Below are 18,739 nucleotides of genomic sequence, written 5' to 3' on the forward strand. Positions count from 1 at the left end.
AAGGGCAACACAGACCCAAAAAGAAACCCCCGCCGAAGGCAGGGGTTACGAAATCAATCTCAGGAGTGTGTCCTTGTTTCCACCCTGTGAAGGATTTTTTCCTCACAAGGTAATTATGTCTCTCCAAACATGTACTGGCGTCCCAGCGTGGACCAGCTTGATGATTGGCAATTTTCTTAGCATCTTCTAACAGCTCGGTGCAGGATCTGTTTTAAGGCATCACACGCGCACCGATCTCCGTATCAAACAAGTCGCCGTACGGAGCTGGACGTTGTTTTTGATATGAAGCTTGGTCCTTGGGAAAAAACTGTAGGAAGAGCCTTAAAAAGCCTATTGGCTCTCCCTCAAGCAGATCCAATAGGCTTTTTAAGGCGGCGACGACGGAACAACGCCAAGATTGACTCGATTCTAAAAAGACAACTGGCCGGAAAGCCACAACTCTGCGCCTTGGTTGGCCCCCTCGCTTAAAGCAAGGAAGCAGGTGGCCACGACGCCGCCAATGGTCAATCCCATACCCATCAAGATCAAAGCCAATAATCCCTGCTCATTCGTCAGAGGACGGGTGTCTTGAAAACGTCGCCTTGCCATTCGTGAAAATTATCTCCCTATGTTGTGGCCCGATTTCGCTAATAAAACAACAGGCTCTTTCACCTATCTATTCCGCATCGCAAGCAATCCCTAAGTTTGTGATCCAACCGCAAGCCAGGTGGTAGGGATCAGGAGCGATGGTTTGATCAACACCACCATCGCTTCCAATCACGCGGTTATCCAAACGGACTCATCCAAACCAATTCATTCGAACTGACTGTTGTATGCGGTTTCCCCAACAGACGTTGATCTCCGCACCGTTTCGATGGCACACACCATTTCCATCATTGTGATGGCCCTTGGCATCGTCGAAGTGATTCTGGTGGTGGTTGTCGTGATGGTGATGTTTCTGGTTGGCATGCAAAGTAGGCGTCAACAAAGGCGCAGCAGCGACTCAGAAAGCCATTGCGTGGATTGAAGACCAGAGAGGCAGAACGATGGTTCGAACTGGAATCAACGCCAGTTCCAATATCCAGAGGAATACACACAACCCCCCCCAAGCCTTGATGCCATAAAACCCTTACCTGGGATGGAGAAAGATCTGCGGACTGACGAAAATTATCGAGAAGAGTCGATCGACAAGGCGAGTTCAGAAGACAAAAGAATGGCCTGGGGAGAATTGACAACGTATGGATTGATGAGTTATTAATTAGTTATCTGATTTACACAATCAATGCTCACCGGTTCCGACCTCCTCGCCAAAGTAAAGGAGCTTGGCGATGTGTCCAAGTCCGACCTTGTCAAAGCCTGCGGTTACGTATCCACGAAAAAGGATGGCGGAGATCGTTTAAATTTCACCGCTTTCTATGAAGCTCTTTTGGAAGCCAAAGGCGTAAGCCTGGCGACTGGTGGTGGCGCTGGAATTGGCAAAGGTGGCCGCAAGTTGAGCTACACCGCCAAAGTTCAAGGCAACGGCAATCTTCTCGTCGGCAAGGCTTACACCGCCATGCTGGAACTGGAACCAGGTGCTGAGTTCACGATCAAGCTTGGTAAGAAAGCGATTCGTTTGGTTCCTGTCGGAGCCGAAGACGACGAAGAGTGATCGATCGTTTTCCCGTAAAGGGAAAATAATTTGATCCAAGATCTCCGCAGCGATGCTGCGGGGATTTTTTTCTGGAAAAATCAGGCCAACAGATCTGGTTAGAGTTGAACGGAGGCATTGATTCTGTGCGCTATCAACCGAGCAAAGAGCATCTCGACAACCAAATACCTCACACAATCAAGAAATTGCGGGATCTCATTCAGACGTTTCAAAAGGAAACCGGTGCTGATGATCCATTTGTCCAAACCATGCTGAGCCAGCTTTCGGAGTCGTATCAATCCTCGCCATCAGATGATGGTGGATTTGGCTTTCGCTAGGCGTCCTTCGATCAACGCTTTCCACCCCTCAAGCTGAGAATCCAAATCCAAACAGCAAAGAGTGTCCCGACGGGAAGAATGATCACGATTAATTGACTGATGATCAATTGACGGACGTCTGGGTCCATGACAATCACTCGCTTTTTAGCAGCTCCTGTTCGTGACTTTGATGGGGTCTAACAACTAGTGACGCGGCGATAGATCACTTGCCTGACAGCGATCGCCCTCGCACTTCAATCCACACTGAGGATCTTCGCTTCCGTACTGCCAGGGACGCCGCATCGCCCAGTACTCATCGACCAACCCAAGCAGATACGCCAGAAACTTTTCTAAGGAGGATTGTTGCTTCATGGTTGAACGATGATCGAGAAAACGCCGATCAGCAACAAAGTTTTAGATTTAAATCAAAAATTCACTGGTTTTTGTCCTTCGTCGTACTCGTTAGGTTTTGATCATTATCCCATGTCGAGTAAATAATGTAAGACTGCCACACGATAATGATCTGCAATACCGTGATCATTCATCGGCCCCGCAAGTTCATCAGGTACCCGATGAATTCGGCTGATCGCCTTGATTTCGTAGGTATGGCCAGGCGGTGGTCCGCTCCCACGACTGCAATCCCAAACGTCGCTAGCCTCACCTTTGTAATGTCCGGAAATTTGGGCTGCATGGGCAAAGATATTGTCTCCCATCTGGCAAACAATAATCGCGATGCATTCGTAAAATTCATCAGATGAGACGACATTATGTGTATCTCTGACAGCACATTCGTCCATTCCAAGGATCATGTCTTCTAAAGCTGTTGTCCCCACATAGCACCAGCTACGAATATTGATCTGAGAACTTATTTTCATTGTTTGAAGGAATACGAAAGAATTGTTTCCTTTTCTTGAACTTGGCGTTCAGGTCGTAAACCCTTCTGATCAGTCGTGATCAGGATCACTGAGATCAACATCATGATTCCGTCAACCACGAGTAGGACAACATGACTTTGGACGACTCCGTCCATCTTGACGCTTCGTTTCCCCCTCTTTAACCTTCCCCGTCTGATCTCGTTGGCATGAATGCGTTTTTTGCGACAACTTGTTTTCTGATCGCGATTGCACCTCAGGCCGAAGCATCCATTTTTTCGGTTAAACCCAAGACCAGCTTTTATTCAGCGCCATACGCTTCCGCCGCGACGCGTCTGAGACTTCCAGAAGTTCGCGTTCATATCCCCCCCATCAACGACAACAGGGGGTTTTGCGAATTCAAGCTGATCTACAAGATCGCTGATCGATCCAATTCAGCCTTACCCAAAACAGCTTGGGCGCGCTGTGTCTCCATCGACCAGCTCATTCCTTCCCAGCCCAAACACGATGGTTCGATGTCCTAAGGCATGCCCCGCGCACGCTGGCATTGTCGTGGTGCCATAGCAGTTGTTTCGACGTTCAAAAGCCCAACTCTTGTGCATAAATCACAACTCGAACGATCTAGACATGGTTGAGTCATCTCATGGTGAGCGGCCATCGCTGGCCATTCGTTTCGGGCTTGAGACTCCCCTCACACAGACCAGGGATTTCCTGCAACTGTTGGAGGTCTTTTTGATTGAGTGAGCTCGCATCTACCCCAATTCGCCCAAGTCTGAGCGAGCATTGCAGCCTGTGAGTTTGAGGATCAGTCTTCGACATTGGCTCGTCCTGTTGTTTACCACCCGCGTTACTCCGCTGAATTGCCGAGCACCCATCGCTTTCCGATGGCGAAGTTCAAGTTGCTGCATCAGCTCCTTCTTGATCAAGGTCTGATTGAGCGCAAGCAGATTTACGTTCCCCTCAGTATTTCTCGGCGTGATCTCGAAGAGATCCATCCGCGCCGTTATCACGAAACGTTCAGCCGCGATCAACTCACGCGGCCGGAACAACGACGGATTGGACTCCCGGCCACTTCGGCACTGGTGCAACGCACATGGCTTGCGGTGGGGGGGACGTTGCTGACGGCACGGTTGGCGCTTCGTTACGGCCTTGCCAACCATTTGGCAGGGGGGACACACCACGCCCATCCTGAGTTTGGGAGCGGTTTTTGCATTTTTAATGACTGCGCTGTGGCAGCGAGAGTTCTTCTTCAACGACACGAAGTCGAGAAGATTTTGATTGTGGATCTGGATGTGCACCAAGGTGATGGGTCCGCCGCCTGTTTTCAGGCGGATGAACGCGTCACCACGTTTTCGGTGCATGCCGCAAGCAATTTCCCCCTTCGGAAAGTGAACAGTGATATTGATATCCCCCTCCCCGACGGCACCGAAGATCAGGACTATCTCGCCGCCATCGGTGATCAACTCCCCGATGTGTTGGATCAACTCAGGCCCCAACTTGTTTTGTTCAATGCGGGGGTTGATCCCCACCGAGACGACCGACTTGGTCGTCTCCACTTGAGCAACGATGGGCTCTTGATGAGAGATCGATTGGTTCTGGATGCATGTTTGCGACGCAAAATCCCCGTAGCAACGGTGATCGGAGGTGGATACGACAATTTGGAGCCTTTGGTGCGTCGACACGCCATCGTGTTTCGTGCCGCGGCAGAACAGGCTCGACTTTTCAACCTGGCATGACAACTCCAGTTCTTCCTCCATGGCGACCATTGCTCAAAGCAGCGCAACGACGTGAGGGTCGCTCTCCTTCAGCCCGTTGGCTGCAACTGGCCACCGTTGGACAGAACGGACAACCGCGCGTGCGCACCTTGGTTTTTCGGGCCTGGACTGAGGCCCATCAATTGGAACTGTTCACTGATACGCGCAGTCAAAAAATTAAGGACCTTGACCATCAACCAGCTGTTGAAATTTGCTGGCTATTCACGAAGGCTCGAGAGCAATATCGATTTGGGGGTGTTGCCAACGTCATCAAAATCGATAACAACCGTGAGTTATGCCAACAGAAATGGCTGAGTTTGAGCCCATCGGGGCGCGCCGTATGGGGATGGCCAAGCCCTGGAGAGATGTTGAACCGTGATGCAACGTTTCCAGAGGCCTTATCTGATGACGAACCAATGCCAGATCACTTCTCGGTCTTGCGAATTGAGATCGACCATGTCGAACGTCTGCATCTTGGACCGCACCCACACCAACGATCACGCTGGCAGCGACATCAAAACTGGCGAACTGAAGAACTCAACCCCTAATTACCACCATCGTGTGACGCGGCCCACCGATGGTTGTCCTGGTTGGCTGGGGACTGTGACCACCGACAAGCGCTGATGGTTCCTCTGATAATCAAACCGACAGAAACCAATTCCCGTGCCGGAGCAGGTGGACAGGCTGCTCAAGGGAACTGCTGACCATCGCCTCTCTTCTGGAGATGGCAATTGCTTCGGGGCAGGTTGCCATCCCTTGTCCACCAAATATCGATTCGCTTCCAGAATCGTTTGACGGGTCTCAAGTGCTGCTGGTGCAGGCTCCGGTGTTGTAGCGGCGACTTCAGCGCATAGCGGGGAAACCAAGATCAGAAGTAGAACAGAGCGTCCCATGCCGAGTCTCATCCATCTTCTTCCTAGCCGTGTCTGGTCATGGGGGCCACAATGATGTGGATTTATGCCTACGAAGTCTTAATCCAGGCCTTTCACAGAAGAGGCTGAAGGCCAGAGGCGATCAGGATGCTCACAATCATTGCAATCGAAGCTTTTGAAAGATCAGCGAATAGAACCTCACTCCAATGACCACCATCCTTGAGCGCAAATGGTTGACTGCTCCGATGAGAATGAAAACGCAGCGCACTTTCACGCCCACCTAATAAACCGATAAACATCCATGTGGTGCTGAGGGGAAAGGACGTGAGTAAGGCACTGCCAACTAGGCAACTGCCAAATAACAGATCAATTGCTGTGGCGGAACGCAGATCAGATGCATTGGTTTTCGTGCGAAGAACCCCTTGAATAGGGCCACCTCCAACGCTCATTAACCAGCACAGACCAAGACAAAGCAAAACTGTGCACATCAACATCGGTAGAAGTTCAAGTTGTCGGGGCAAAAAAACAAACACATTGGCAAGATCTTGCACCAACCAAATCGCCCAGAGGAATGCGGTCGCTAGCCACTGCGTAATAAGCCAAACTGTGCCCACCGAATGATTCGATTGATTCGTATTAAAAATCCATCGCTCGAAGACCCAGAGCCCAAGCCCGTAGAGGAGAATCGATATTAAAAATGCAATCAGATAACCGAATAATGAGATCTGAATTAGGGACGAACTGTTTTTAAATTCAAATGTCGACAACACTAGAAAAGAGGTACTTAATGGCGCACCCCATTGGGTGAGCAGTAGCATTGCAAGGGGAGGAATGAGATACACCCAGGTAAATATTGGAGGCTGAGTAAAGACATGACCTGGAACATTGAGACGACCCCATGCAGGATCGCCTCCGTTCACGCTCCAGCCGAGCATCAACACCACAACGGATACTGTGCATAGAAAAATCATTTGCCACCACTTCGGCACACGGCTTTGGTTGGCTAATAGGAAGGGCCCTAAGGTTTGTAGTGAGTCGTTTCTAATAATTGATATTAATGACAGCGTGAATCCTGCAATCATCCAAGACTTTGAAAGTATTAAATCCATTAAACTGACAAGGCTTAAATTTAAACTGAAAGTTATGAGGAGCAGCTGTAGTGGGATATCCCGCCCGTATAAAAGTATGTGTTTGGGCGTAAGCGGTAATATTGGTCTTCAATTGCTTGAGTCTGTTCTTCGTAGGGTTGATTCAAGATATCTTGAAGCTGATGGATTAATGAATAGTCACCCCGACTCGCTTGTTCATAGGCTGGAACAATGAGCCACTCACGCCAGGTGTATTTGGGATTCACCTTCAACATGGCTTGAGATACCCTCTGTTGATTATTGGCGCTAGAAACCAATAGTTGCCACTGCTCAAACCAAGATTGCCACTGCATCTCCAGCTGCTTAGAAGGCGGTGTATAAAAACTCCTATTAAGAGCTGAAAAATTATTTGGCAAATGCGAAAGCTCACGGAAAAAGATTGTAAAGTCAACCTTCGAAAGCTCAAGTAAGCTCAATAAGGTTTCGCAGAGCTGCTGATCATATTGAGGCAAGCCCAATTTTTTAGACCACATGTGCTGCAGTTTTGATTGTATAAATGGCTCAAAATCTTTCCGAATTTGATCTAATTCCTTCAGCTTTGTATCATCGTTAAGAAGCAACAGTCTGAGAGATTTCCAAAACATATGGAAATTGGCTTCTGCAGCTACAGGTTGATTCAAGAAGGAAAAATGTCCGCCACCTCCAGTCCATGGTTGGAATTGTGGGTCAAAAAGTTCGCAGAAGCCAAACGGTCCATAATCAAGGGTGAAGCCGCCTGCTGCGCAATTATCACTATTGAAATTACCTTGGCAGTAACCAACTCGTAACCAGTTGGCGACTAAGGAAGAAAGCCGTTCGCGAAATGTACGAGCCAGCAAAATGATCTGTTCAGAAAAATGAAGGGACTGATCAATTTCATTTTTGTACTCTCGTTTGATTAGATGCGTCACAATCATTTTTAATTCCTCGAAAGCTTGAGGATGGGCATCGAGTCGTGCCCGACGTGCAAATAACTCCAGCTGCCCAACACGTAGAAACGATGATGAAACCCGTGTGCTAATCGCTATGGGGTTATCTACTAAAACATCAGGGTCCTGGGATTGGGATTGCTCTGAGTACCAGGGTCGCATGACTGTTTGCGATTGGGAGCCAAACAGCGTCAATGATCGTGTCGTTGGAATCCCTAGGGCATGCATCAACTCTTGAGCCAAAAATTCGCGCACACTCGATCGCAGTACGGCACGTCCATCGGCGCCTCGACAGTAGGGCGTTGGGCCACTCCCTTTTAACTGCATTTCCCAGCGTTTGTCCTTAAAGACGCCTTCAAAAACTGAGATTGCCCGTCCGTCTCCGTAGCCGTTACCGGTGCCGAATGGGCATTGCTGATTGTATTCAGTTCCATAAATCGATAGGGCATATCCTGTCGCCCAACCGATACATTGAGGGGAATTGATTGAGGCGAGATCTCCAGAAAACATTTTTATAAAATCTTGGTCTTTGATTACCTCTTCTTGAAGACCAAGCTCCTCAAATAGCTTGCAACTGTGAGTGATAAATATGGGATTAACTAGAGGCGTTGGATTTACGGGTACAAAATGACCCGAACATACTTCTCGAGCATGATGATCATCTCCATCATGGCTAGAGGCCGGATCAGGCTTTAAATTTGTTGTGAATGAATAGTCCGCATGTCGGATGAACTCTTGAAACGACGTGATCCCGGAACTTGAAAACTGTTTTTCATGGGAAGACATCAGCTGCGACGACCGCTTGTTATCTCAATCTATGTTAGTCACCTTGGGTTGAGCCAAACCATCAAATCACGATGAATTTGCAGATAATCAAATAATTGATGGTTTTATGGCGGCCATGATCGAATAAAATGCAAAAATGATCAAATAAATATTTACTTGGTCTGATCTTTTACGCAAAAAATTATCAAATATACTTGCTTTGAGTTGACAGGATTTGCATTGGTTTTTTTTAAATCGCTTCCATGTCTAATAATTGGTCCATGAGTGCCGCATAAAGCTGATTTCTCATCGTGAATAGACACTCTTGTTCTTCCGCTCGGCCACCTGGCCAATTTTCATAGGCTTGATTGATCGCTCGATGCATCACACGAAGGGCATCAAGGCCTAATTCAATTGAGACAATGGTTTGATCTTGCTCCATCGATGAACAATTCGGAGGTCACCTGTATTTTTGGATTAGAGCCCCTGGGATTGTCGAAAAGCCCAAGCAGATGCAGCTTGTTGCTGCTTCCAAGCAATGAGTAAGTCTTTAGCGATCGTGCGCAACTGGAGGAGATCGTCTGAACTATCAATTTCTCTAGAGAATTTCTCGATCTCAAATTTTTGGCCAAGAGTCAAAGAGATTGGTTCCATTGGCTGGTGACTTGATGTGCTGAAAGTAATGGAAAAGCTTTGAAAGAGCAAATCACTTTTGTAGTCTTAGCAACTGTTTTCAGGATTTAGTGCTCAAGCCAATACATAGATGCCATTACAGAACATGTCCTAAACCAAGGCACCACAGCGATTTCCCGCGTTGGATGGCTTATATAAAAAGCATGTTCAGCAGACTCATGCATTTCTCCTGGGAAAAACATCAAATACTTTCCAGGGATGTAGCCAAGGCTGCAGACAAAGATATGGGTTTTGCTATCGCTCTGATGGGTGTTGGCCTCACGCTTCTATCGAAAGACCTGTTGCTCGTAGAGCAGCAACAATCTCTTTCTGAATCCAATAAGAATACTTTTTGCTAGAGGTTAAATTTTTGGCTTTTATTGTCAGCCATAATTTCTAGTGATTTATCTATATATCTATTCTTTAAATCTATCGACTTGAGTTATCGGACCCTTGTGCGTAACAGGTTGGTCACTTCTTGCAATTGGTTTTCGCAGACCAGATACCTGCCAGGAACCCATATCCTGAAGGTTTTCGTCCGACGGGTCGGTTTGGCATCAAACTCTACTTTCAGTAGAAATCCCTAATGTGCTTTGTTTTGGTGAATGAATCTTGATCACTTTTCACCAAGACGTCACAGGACACTCAAAAGTCAAACGTGCGAAATATCCCCTCTTTCCTTCATCAATCTCTGCGTTTTAACTGTTGGCGATGCACACTTAGCTGATAACGATGCTTCCAGGCGCTGAAGCTGCGCTTCGCGTAGTGCCTTTGTGAGGTCGAGGGTGCGGTCAGTCATCAATTGGCGTTCCCAACAACCACCATGAAAATGATGCTTGTTGGAAGTGGGCCCTTCAAAAATTTCTCACCGATAACCTAGTCAGCATCTGACCTTTCACAAGCCACCTAAATCCGTGCGTAAGGATTTCAGGACAAATGAAGGTTTGATTTGTCTGAGAACTCGATGGTTATTCGTTCTCACCGATGGAGATGGTCGATACAGGGATCTAGATCTGGGACTCTTACATCAGGAAATGGTTCGAATAGAGGCGAAACCTGGCTTGTCGCGTCAACCTGGGTTTTCTGGTAGTTCTCTTGAAGAGGTTGCCTTCCAAAACCCTGTTTGCGCCTCCTGTGGGATCATCTCGAAAACGAAGGCCAAGTCGGTTCCTCGAGTGCCTAGGTACAGGACGGACCAGTGCTGTCTCTGCGCTGATGGAGCTGAATTTGGCCGCTCCAAAATTGCACGGTGGTGTTTTGAGGTCAGCCATCACATCTCCTCAAACGTCACAAAGGGTTCAGGGACCTACCTGTCCGCTGTCGTCTACCGAAATGTCTTCGACCTCCTTATCGGGTTCTTTGGGTCGCTCGAAATACCTCTAGCTACAACACAATTCTGATTGATGTCGGCACGAAGCAAGGTCGTTGGCTTTCAACTCTGGTGTTGACGCCAGACTTTGCTAGGCCGATAAAAATGTCGGCCGCTTCCCATCAAACCCGCTAGGTGTCCCTTCAATCCGTGGAGTCGCTGGCCTTCGATGGCCTCTGCTTCAATTTTTAACCCAACACTGGGTAGCGACAGGACTCAACCAGAAACCAGCGAGATTGGCTGTCTTTTCCATTCGGGCGGGGCGGCCTTGCCCCTTTGTACGACGCAACGTTTGGCTTACAAAAAAAACGCCCCGATCACTCGGGGCGTTTCAGTTTTTCTAGCAGTGAATCACTGGGCGTATGAGACGCCGCGATAGGTCAAGCCTGCTTTTTTCGATGCATCAGCACCTTGAATCCGCACGTACTTCTGTCCGCGATAGGTCAATGTCATTTGAAGTTGCTCAGATGTCCAGGTCCCCGTTCCTTGGCCTGGGTTGTCTGCGCCTCACAAATGTGAGGTGAACGTTGTAGGTAGCTTTCGCTACGCACACTTTATAGCGTGTTCGACAAGCAGTTTGTTGTTCATGTCGCTACAGACGTTGGGTTTGATCCGATTGGTGTGTACGTTTTAGGACTCGTACGTCTGGTAAAGCAGTCTTAGATCCCAGAAATATTTGTCGCTAAAGTGATCTGATCATGTTCGTGAGCCACCTGATGTCTCGCTATTGGTTTGGTAATCAGCTATCAAAACGTAAAGAACTCCTATACAACCTTGGGGCTATCTCCTCTTATTCGTCGATGCTGATTTTTTTGTGGCATGGCATCGAAATGCTTGTTTCACAAGAACCGCCTAAACATACCCTTGTGCTGTATGCCGGATCTTCTTTCTTTTCCATTTTGGTGATGGCTCCATACAAATGGGATAAGAAATGGATGCGTATCAAGACGTCTGTTGGAATCCTTGTTTTCGGAGTATCTCTGATTATTTATCTGATTTGTGCATCGATTTATTAGGCTTAGGTTCTGAATCGCGCATTTATATTACTTGCTAATTCAATCATTTTTCTTTGCTTCCAGGCTGCCACTGAACGGGCTTTGGAGTATTGGGTATTGTCTTGTTGTAGTTTAACTGTATATACACTCAGGGCTGCTTATTGGAGGGGGCTTTGAGATCTAAGAAATTTCTTTTTATGTCGATCAACTGCTAGGTCAGTTACTTTTACTTGAAGTGTTCTTGAGCGAATGTATACAACATGCTGCGATTAGTCGATTCTCTCCTGGCAGAGCTCTGCGATCTCGAATTGCTCTAGTTCAGACAGGCATTCTGAAAAGTCCATCCATAACAACGCGTCGTCAATCGGGCAATCCTTTAAAGCTTGCTCGTAGCCGTTCGACTTCTTGAAGTGTTCTGCTCTATCGGATTTTGAGATTTCGGAGACTTGGTTGAACTTCTGTTCTAGGAGCTGGCCTAGCTTCTCTCGCCTCGACGGAGTCATCATCCTGTTCATGATTAATCGGATTTAAGCGATTCCACTTCTAGTTTTCAACTGGGATTTGTGATTGCTTAAGTTTTCGTGGGTTAGAACTCTAGATTTTTCTCTTTGACGAAGCTTTGGTGGTAGATCGGGAATTCATCCGCAAGCATCTCCAGGATCTGGCTAGAGGCTCCGAGTTGCTGTTGTGCTTCCTCGAACATTGACGCAAAACATGATTCGCACCTCACTTCCAGGATAAGGTCTTCAAAGTTCGACCTCCCTGCTATGTAGCTGCTGACGAGTTCTTTAAAGGACATCGAATGTGATGTGGACGCTGATGATCGTTATGGACTACACCACTGCCCTAAGGGACTTGGTTCAACTGGTCTGATCAAGTGGATGTGGATGGCTAGGCAGGCTGACTTGGTGCAAAGCATCCCCTATTGGTTTCCATTGCACGAGATGACGACGATCAATCTTGTGACTGTCAAGGCAATTCCAAATATCGGTACCGCTCAATGTTGCTTTAGACCAATTGTCTCCTTGGCTCTTCATTTTCTTTCTGTTCTCGTCCTTCCAGTCAACCCAATCAATACCTTGATATGACGAGATATTATCGTTGAGGATTACCACAGAGAACTCCACCGCTTTGTCAGCACGTTGAACACCACTATAGGCAATGCTGCTTCAAGCCAAGTTGAACTGACTAGATGACGTCTTGGACTAGATTTTCTGGCTTGAGAAAAATAGGTCTTCGGTGTGGAATCGTAATGAATGAATTAGAGTAATTTTAATCATCATCAATTCGATGCGATTAGGAATTTGATGAAAAAACCACTTTTCAATTCCATTAACATACCCCGCAAATGTTAGAAGTAACGTTTGCAAGGTGAGTCAATAAAGTCCCCCTGGTGAGGGGAAGGCCCGCCTATGGCTAGACGTCGCTGTAGTGACACGTGTGTCGTAGGAATTCAACGTGCTGGCCGGAAATTAGTTGCATATGGATAATCGAATCCATTTTCCTGCTCGCGGAGACAGTCGTCTGCTTCCCAAAGCTTTAATACTTCTCTGCAATTGTGATCACGATCACAAACTAAGTACCCCCCCTCAGAAAGAGAATCAATCGTCGAACCCATGGGTGTTTCGACTAAACGATGTTTGACTTTTGGCATGAAAAATAACGAATAAAACTTTAATGGTTTGCGTTCAATACTTAAATTTAGTATTGATTAATCTGAATTCGAAAGTCGCCAGCTTCTTTGTCTCATGACTGAAATCGCCAGCCAAGACTATGAATTGTGCTTGGACTCCTCGGTATCTTTATGTCTATGGGACCTTAGCTCTCTATAGGACAGGCTGACCCTTGTAGTTGGCGCATCACGGCTGCGGCCCCATGGATATTTCGAAAAGCGAGGTATATAGAGAGCTGCTTGTTGAGATCCTCGCAGTAGCTTCTTTTGGATTTCATGGCGATCAATGATTGGATACAGCCATCGTTATTTAGCAGAACGGCCTACAAGGTATTGCTTACTACATTTTATGAGAGCAATGGTTTTAAGTGTATTTATTTATACACTTAATGGCCTAAGTAATTTCACTTAATTGCTTGGGAATGTATTGGTGGTAGCCAAGAACTTGGGGTAGTGCATTCATTTACACAAAAAAGAGCATTTCGTTGATTCATGGTCTTGATAGTCGAAGTTTTTTGATGGAATTGGTTTTCGCTGCCTGTTGTTTTGTATTTCCGGTTTGGGCCTTATCGCTTCAGTCGTATGAAGGTGATCACGAAGACGACTTTGACTTTTTGTGAAGGCTATGATTACTTACGGCGAATAAAATCTTGTTGAGCCTGCAGATCAATGGACTGTTGCATGGCGGCATTCTGGTTTTTAAAAAGGGGGCTATTCCTTCTATGCGCATTCCCCAGTTCGCTGTCATTGCGGTGAAGTGAGGACTGCGGCATCAATGACGGGACTCATCGCGATCAGAGCGGATTGAACGTCTCTGAATCGTTTCCTGATCTACTCGTTGTTTTCAGACGTCATTATTTTTTGTTCCTGATGATTCACCAATGAACACCCCTTTTTGAGATCGGGTGGTTGGTGTTTGTTATGTGTGAGGTGGTTGTTGTCGGGAGATCGATGGCGACACAATCAACGCCCCCTGCTTTCCCCCTATGGGTTTTGTATGGCTTTCAGCCCTGAGCGATAGGGCATCAGGACTCCCGACAACCAATCCATTGGATGGTCTGATTAAACCCGTTCACCCATTTGTCGAAGCATCAGTTTGGCCTCGAGATCACTCATGGGTGTCACCATCCTGAACACCTTGCGATGGATTCCGCTCTAGATATCCGGTGTTCTTTCATGGAACACCATTTCTGTTCCCACAGCTGGGCCAGTTGTTTCTTGTGTTGGAAGAAGTGATCACAGCTCATTGATTTGATGCCATGTGTATGGCTTTTGCCGCTTACATACACCATTGCTGAGTTCAATCCGAATGCCATCACCCATCTGGGGGATTTTTCATCCCTTTCCTCAATCCGTTTTCAGCCTGTAGATTTGAATCGATTTAACAGATACTTGGAAATCGAATACTCAACAAAAAATTCCAACGGCTACCCTTGGTATATGCATATCTCTTCGTTGAGCTCGAGGAGATGTGCATACAAGGGATTTTTTGACGTCAGATCAGTTCTTAATGCGAGTTGGGAAGGAAAATCTACCCATCGCATTTGTGAAGTCTGAGGACAAATGTTAGAACTCGCGCACTTAGGTATAACGGTATCTAAGCGATGAATAGATTTTCTGTGGGATCCATGAAAGATTGGGTCATCGTCTTTCCAACCAATGGCAGTTTTTAATCAGACAACGCCCTTTATGCTGTTGGCTCGTATTCATGTGAAGCTTGGATGCGTTGATGCCTATTTAGAGCTTGCACAAGCCACAGACGCAGCAGTTCAGAGGTCTGAACCGGGCATGATCCACCACACGTTTGACCAGGACCCGGATGATCCACTGGGATTTGTTTGGTCTGAGGTCTATGCCAACGATGCTGCTTTCAGCGCCCATGTGTCTAACCCTCCCGTCCAGGACTACCTCAAAAAGCATGCTGAACTGGGTGATGGCTTCAGCATCGAGGTCTACGGGACTGTCAGCGATGACTGCAAAAAGCTGATGGCGTCTTTCGGATTACCCCTCAAAATTTTCGAAACCAAGCTTGGATACAGCAGGGTCTGATCAGATCAAGTCGTAAGCCTCAAGCACTTTGACTCGGATGCCACCGAGTTTGCTCCAAGACGACAGTGCGTCTTGCTTGTTTTTGTAAGGCAACCAATCGTCTTCTTTTATACGCCTTTCAATATGGGCAGCGACTCTTAAAACAACCGATTCATCGCTTTTAACCTTGAGGTCGATCGATTTTCCGTTGATTTGGACCTGCATGCGTTCGCTGCCTGTGCTGTCAGCTTGGCAGGCGCTCTGAAGCTTCCCTAAAACACGTTCCGTTGTTGGCAGTTAATGCCGTTTGGCTGCTGGGTATGGGATCGAATTCTCTTTCAGCAGTGCTTTGGCGAGGAATGGGTTGGTGCAACGACATTCCTAATCCGAATGCATGGTTCGAAAAGGGTCTTATGCAGGCCCTGAACACGATTTCGTTTGTTGTAAAACTACGATCTAATGACAACCCCCGCCTTGCGACGGCGTGACTTGTGTGGGGTTGTGGCCAGGAGGTCTATGGCGACACAATGAATATTCCCATTTTATTAAGCGTTACTCCACGAAGATTGGATAAATCGATCTTGAAAAGGTCTGATGGGCTGGGTACTGTGAAAACGATTATTTGGGCCTTTTATTTCCGATGAAGGCGTGGCTCTTCTTTTCTGTCGCTTTATTGGTGTACGGGTTTGCCTTTGAGTCAACCTTTGCTAAAGACAAGTCTCCAACTATTGCAACGCTTGGAGCTGCTCTTGTTGCCGGGAGCCTGATGTGGGTCTTGTGGAGAATTAATTGATTGCTTTGCCTTATCAGTTTTTTCATTCTGTGGTATTGATTAGATGTTTGACTTAGTTGTCTTTGAACAAACGGATAATTGGTAATCGCATAATTTCAATGATATTTGCATGTATTTGGTATTTATTTAAGCATGCTAGTTCAAGCATTTAATTTGTTTAATAGTCCCAACCCCCACCCCTTTTTTTACGAATAAGCTTCTTTTAGTCTCTCTTGTTGAATTATTTCGTTGAGGCTGAGCAGCTGAGGAGTTTTGGCGATCTTTGTCGTCTCAGGATTGGTAGGCATTTGACATGACTGCTTGCGTACTCCATCTCGCAGCACTTTTTCTTGATGAAGCACCGCTAATTATTGTTCCTTGATCAGCCTTTTTCAATCAAGCCGATTCAGGCATTAATTGAGAGATGTTTGGCATCGGGTCACCCTTTCCATCAGCAATCGCGCGAGCACGGAGATAAAACCAGCTTTCGGTGTCTCCACTCGCTGCCATCTTTTCTGCGATGGTTTTCCAGTTGTTGATTTCGGTTTGATCCACGGATGTTATGGGCTCGATTGGACTGATTATGGAAATTGAGCGATGGTCTCGCGACTGCTCCTAGTCTTATTGACCGCCACCCGGTTTGATGTACCGCCATAAGGGGCAATGAGTGTCGGTTGGTTGATGCCCACCCGCACATCAAATTGTGCAGGAGTCTCGTCATCAACTCACCGACTGGCTGTTAGTGGGTAATCCATATCAAAAATGGATTTGGACGATCCGGTTCAGAAACCTATTTGACTGATGATTCCCTGGCCCGTCAGTAGTTCGGTGCCTAAGCCAATTACAAAGCCCAGCATTGCGAGGCGACCATTCCAAGTCTCAGCAAAATTGCTGAAGCCGAATCGGGATTGAGTTGAGTTAGTCATGTCATTGAGTGGGTGGTGAAGCCCCACAAAGTGGGGCTTTGATTGGTTGTGATCAGCCAGCTACAGCAGAGATGCTGTAAGGAGCTTCAGGGTGGCTCGTTGGCATTGGGTCGAGCTTCCCTTGAGCTAGTGCTGCTGCACGGATGTACATCTCACTGGAAGTATGACCAGCAGCTTCCAAAGCTTTGGCGACGACATCCCAGTTGCGGATTTCAGTAGACATTTGAGGCTGTTTGACGATGTAACAACCATCGCCAGCCAATTGATTTGGTCGTGACGGTGAAATCCGCCATGGAACCGAACACGCGAAAAGAGTTGGCGCTCGATAAGCAGGGATTGGCATTCAGTGGTCAGTAATCCCATTTGGCGGCATGTTCTGCGGTGATCAGCTGCCACAGGGAGAACACCTCATCAAGTACTGGAGTTCGGTGTCCGCTATGGAAACCGGAGGCCAAGTGGCTGTATGAACGACTCACCGTCACCGCTGCTGCTGTGTTACTTGCAGGCCCGCTCGCAGCAAGCTCTGATCCCATGAAGACACAAAGTAACTCTGGAAATGTTTTTCCTGAATGGGATGAATTGACAGGACGAAAATAAAGACTTCCCACATGAAACGACGACTGTCAAGCCAGACCTTAATGCTCGGCGAGAGAAAGATGTGTGAACTCTTTTATAGACACATTATTTAGATGGATTCTGGCTTCTTCCTGTTGCGAATCCTTTGGTATCGTCTGTTTCTGATTTTTTGTACTGTGGTTTGTTTATCGTTTGTGATCGAGTGAATCTACTGTCGATCCACCTCGATATAATATAGATTGCAATAAATAATGGGAGGTAAATTTTGTAAGCTCCCTCCGGATTTACCCCAATTAGGTTTGTACTTGCAACGGCAATGCTGCTCAGCAATAAGTAAATACTAACTCGACGGATTAATGGTGATATGGTCATAATTGTTCCTAATGTGTGTTTCTTGGATTGAATCGCAATCGATGGTGCGCCCTAAATAGTAAGGGCGAAACCAAACTAAGCGACAGCGTTGAACTGTCTAGGAGTGCTGCGCGAGGAGGCTCAGTCTTCAACTCTTCCGTCTTTGAGGTCGGCACTGCGCTTGATTTGCGTGTGACTGCTCGGCATTAAAATAAATCTCCTGAGCAGATAGGGGCCTCACGGAGGGCATCAGAACGGGATCAGTCCAGTCTTCACGGCTCCCCCTCTTCATTAAAGGAATCCTAGGAATGGTTGTGACATTTGACACTTCGTCCACCTGGAATTTTTGCTGTCGGCCCCATGAATCACAAAGGTGCAGCCTCGGTTAGGTAAGGGCCAAGCCTCTCTAAAAACCACCAAGGAGATTTTCTACATATCCCGGTGGATTGCTGGATTTCCCTTGGGCTTCAGATCCGCCCCATCCACTTACTACGGATGGATGTATCAGAAGAACTGACTCAATCTTCCAAAAACATGGGGCCTGAGCCAAGACGGCTAAAGGACCCAATCGATTAATACATAAAGCCCCCGCCTTGTAACGGTACTGCTACATCCGATAACTCTGGCCAAACTTAGTGATGTACCAAGCCTGTTGACTTGAGACGGTTACTTCTGGTCCTAGTTCCACTGGTCTTAGCAGCCCCAGCTGTTGCCTTCGACGGAGGCGGCTTTGATGCAGCAGAGAAAACCGATGTTTCCAGGAAGCAATCAGAAACAACAACTCTTGCCAAGTATTCGGAATTTCACGCATCCTGTATGGAGATCCAATTGACTATGTGGGGTGAAGTTGCACAACTGAAGGAGGAATTAGCTACTGCACATTGCTACTGCGAATACTCGAAACTTAAGGGGCTGAGTTCTATTACTTGGGAAGACGAGGAGGCTGCTTACACTGCGTGTGCCCGAGAGGGTTCAACAAGAAAAAAAGAGGCTTTTATGTGGTGGGCTCTTCCACTTCATCGGCAAAAATTAAAAAATGAGCAGTAATTCTCCCTAATCCTTCATAGACATATTGTTCTCAATGGCTTGCCCTGTATAGAGGTAGACCGCCCCTCCCAGGTGGAAGAGACGGC

General features: G+C 47.1%; 21 protein-coding genes. 8 read left to right on the forward strand and 13 right to left on the reverse strand.

What is annotated here, in order from left to right; genetic code table 11:
- Positions 1 to 408: 408 nt before the first annotated feature.
- Entirely contained in the window at positions 409 to 588 is a 180-nt protein-coding gene (locus BL107_RS06405) for a hypothetical protein (protein ID WP_009789469.1), read from the reverse strand.
- A 220-nt stretch (positions 589 to 808) separates the two neighbouring features.
- Between BL107_RS06405 and BL107_RS06410 the strand changes: the two genes are divergently transcribed.
- From BL107_RS06410 to BL107_RS06420, 3 genes are all read left to right on the forward strand, one after another.
- Positions 809 to 1,006 carry a hypothetical protein gene (locus BL107_RS06410; RefSeq protein ID WP_009789470.1) on the forward strand — a complete coding sequence of 66 codons (198 nt, stop codon included), beginning with the start codon at positions 809 to 811 and terminating at the stop codon, positions 1,004 to 1,006.
- A 255-nt stretch (positions 1,007 to 1,261) separates the two neighbouring features.
- A complete protein-coding gene (locus tag BL107_RS06415) occupies positions 1,262 to 1,630 on the forward strand; it encodes an AbrB family transcriptional regulator (protein ID WP_009789471.1) in 369 nt (122 codons plus the stop codon).
- Between the two features lie 104 nt (positions 1,631 to 1,734).
- Positions 1,735 to 1,947 carry a hypothetical protein gene (locus tag BL107_RS06420; RefSeq protein WP_009789472.1) on the forward strand — a complete coding sequence of 71 codons (213 nt, stop codon included), beginning with the start codon at positions 1,735 to 1,737 and terminating at the stop codon, positions 1,945 to 1,947.
- Between the two features lie 183 nt (positions 1,948 to 2,130).
- Here BL107_RS06420 and BL107_RS12910 read toward each other — a convergent pair whose 3' ends face one another.
- Positions 2,131 to 2,298, reverse strand: a complete 168-nt coding sequence (locus BL107_RS12910) for a hypothetical protein (protein WP_198002328.1) — start codon at positions 2,296 to 2,298, stop codon at positions 2,131 to 2,133.
- 104 nt (positions 2,299 to 2,402) lie between these two features.
- Positions 2,403 to 2,801, reverse strand: coding sequence for a hypothetical protein (locus BL107_RS06425; protein ID WP_009789473.1), 399 nt, complete (start codon positions 2,799 to 2,801; stop codon positions 2,403 to 2,405).
- Positions 2,802 to 3,616: 815 nt separating this feature from the next.
- Between BL107_RS06425 and BL107_RS06435 the strand changes: the two genes are divergently transcribed.
- Together BL107_RS06435 and BL107_RS06440 are read left to right on the forward strand one after the other, a co-directional pair.
- On the forward strand, positions 3,617 to 4,534 hold the full coding sequence (locus BL107_RS06435) for a histone deacetylase (protein WP_037988202.1): 918 nt from the start codon (positions 3,617 to 3,619) through the stop codon (positions 4,532 to 4,534).
- Positions 4,531 to 5,100, forward strand: coding sequence for a pyridoxamine 5'-phosphate oxidase family protein (locus BL107_RS06440; RefSeq protein WP_037988205.1), 570 nt, complete (start codon positions 4,531 to 4,533; stop codon positions 5,098 to 5,100). The genes BL107_RS06435 and BL107_RS06440 overlap by 4 nt, the downstream gene beginning before the upstream one ends.
- On the opposite strand, the gene BL107_RS06445 is transcribed toward BL107_RS06440, so the two are convergent.
- The 4 genes from BL107_RS06445 to BL107_RS06460 form a co-directional block, all read right to left on the reverse strand.
- Positions 5,101 to 5,445, reverse strand: a complete 345-nt coding sequence (locus BL107_RS06445; RefSeq protein WP_009789477.1) for a hypothetical protein — start codon at positions 5,443 to 5,445, stop codon at positions 5,101 to 5,103. It lies immediately after the preceding gene.
- 92 nt (positions 5,446 to 5,537) lie between these two features.
- On the reverse strand, positions 5,538 to 6,506 hold the full coding sequence (locus tag BL107_RS06450; protein ID WP_232192815.1) for a hypothetical protein: 969 nt from the start codon (positions 6,504 to 6,506) through the stop codon (positions 5,538 to 5,540).
- Between the two features lie 59 nt (positions 6,507 to 6,565).
- Complete coding sequence (locus BL107_RS06455) at positions 6,566 to 8,266, reverse strand: protein adenylyltransferase SelO family protein (RefSeq protein WP_037988208.1); 1,701 nt, start codon at positions 8,264 to 8,266, stop codon at positions 6,566 to 6,568.
- A gap of 229 nt (positions 8,267 to 8,495) precedes the next feature.
- Positions 8,496 to 8,687 (reverse strand): hypothetical protein, encoded by a 192-nt coding sequence (locus BL107_RS06460; protein ID WP_009789481.1) that lies wholly within the window; start codon positions 8,685 to 8,687, stop codon positions 8,496 to 8,498.
- Between the two features lie 2,315 nt (positions 8,688 to 11,002).
- On the opposite strand from BL107_RS06460, the gene BL107_RS06470 reads away from it, so the two are divergent.
- Positions 11,003 to 11,302, forward strand: a complete 300-nt coding sequence (locus BL107_RS06470) for a hypothetical protein (RefSeq protein ID WP_156779409.1) — start codon at positions 11,003 to 11,005, stop codon at positions 11,300 to 11,302.
- Positions 11,303 to 12,141: 839 nt separating this feature from the next.
- On the opposite strand, the gene BL107_RS13085 is transcribed toward BL107_RS06470, so the two are convergent.
- Entirely contained in the window at positions 12,142 to 12,408 is a 267-nt protein-coding gene (locus BL107_RS13085) for a hypothetical protein (protein WP_009789487.1), read from the reverse strand.
- A 2,204-nt stretch (positions 12,409 to 14,612) separates the two neighbouring features.
- Here BL107_RS13085 and BL107_RS06490 point away from each other — a divergent pair.
- Positions 14,613 to 15,002, forward strand: a complete 390-nt coding sequence (locus tag BL107_RS06490) for a putative quinol monooxygenase (protein WP_009789489.1) — start codon at positions 14,613 to 14,615, stop codon at positions 15,000 to 15,002.
- Here the strand turns inward: BL107_RS06490 and BL107_RS06495 are convergent, their stop codons facing one another.
- The 5 genes from BL107_RS06495 to BL107_RS06515 all read right to left on the reverse strand — a co-directional run bounded on the left by BL107_RS06495 (position 15,003) and on the right by BL107_RS06515 (position 17,212).
- Entirely contained in the window at positions 15,003 to 15,206 is a 204-nt protein-coding gene (locus BL107_RS06495) for a hypothetical protein (protein ID WP_009789490.1), read from the reverse strand. It lies immediately after the preceding gene.
- Positions 15,207 to 16,149: 943 nt separating this feature from the next.
- Complete coding sequence (locus tag BL107_RS12620) at positions 16,150 to 16,308, reverse strand: hypothetical protein (RefSeq protein WP_009789492.1); 159 nt, start codon at positions 16,306 to 16,308, stop codon at positions 16,150 to 16,152.
- A gap of 227 nt (positions 16,309 to 16,535) precedes the next feature.
- Positions 16,536 to 16,679, reverse strand: a complete 144-nt coding sequence (locus BL107_RS12225) for a chlorophyll a/b-binding protein (protein WP_009789493.1) — start codon at positions 16,677 to 16,679, stop codon at positions 16,536 to 16,538.
- A gap of 52 nt (positions 16,680 to 16,731) precedes the next feature.
- On the reverse strand, positions 16,732 to 16,902 hold the full coding sequence (locus tag BL107_RS12920) for a hypothetical protein (protein WP_009789494.1): 171 nt from the start codon (positions 16,900 to 16,902) through the stop codon (positions 16,732 to 16,734).
- 127 nt (positions 16,903 to 17,029) lie between these two features.
- On the reverse strand, positions 17,030 to 17,212 hold the full coding sequence (locus BL107_RS06515) for a hypothetical protein (protein ID WP_037988215.1): 183 nt from the start codon (positions 17,210 to 17,212) through the stop codon (positions 17,030 to 17,032).
- A 1,051-nt stretch (positions 17,213 to 18,263) separates the two neighbouring features.
- On the opposite strand from BL107_RS06515, the gene BL107_RS13090 reads away from it, so the two are divergent.
- Positions 18,264 to 18,653: a hypothetical protein gene (locus BL107_RS13090; RefSeq protein WP_232192816.1), complete on the forward strand. Its 390-nt coding sequence runs from the start codon at positions 18,264 to 18,266 to the stop codon at positions 18,651 to 18,653.
- Positions 18,654 to 18,739 lie beyond the last annotated feature (86 nt).

Source organism: Synechococcus sp. BL107 (assembly GCF_000153805.1).
GTDB lineage: Bacteria > Cyanobacteriota > Cyanobacteriia > PCC-6307 > Cyanobiaceae > Parasynechococcus.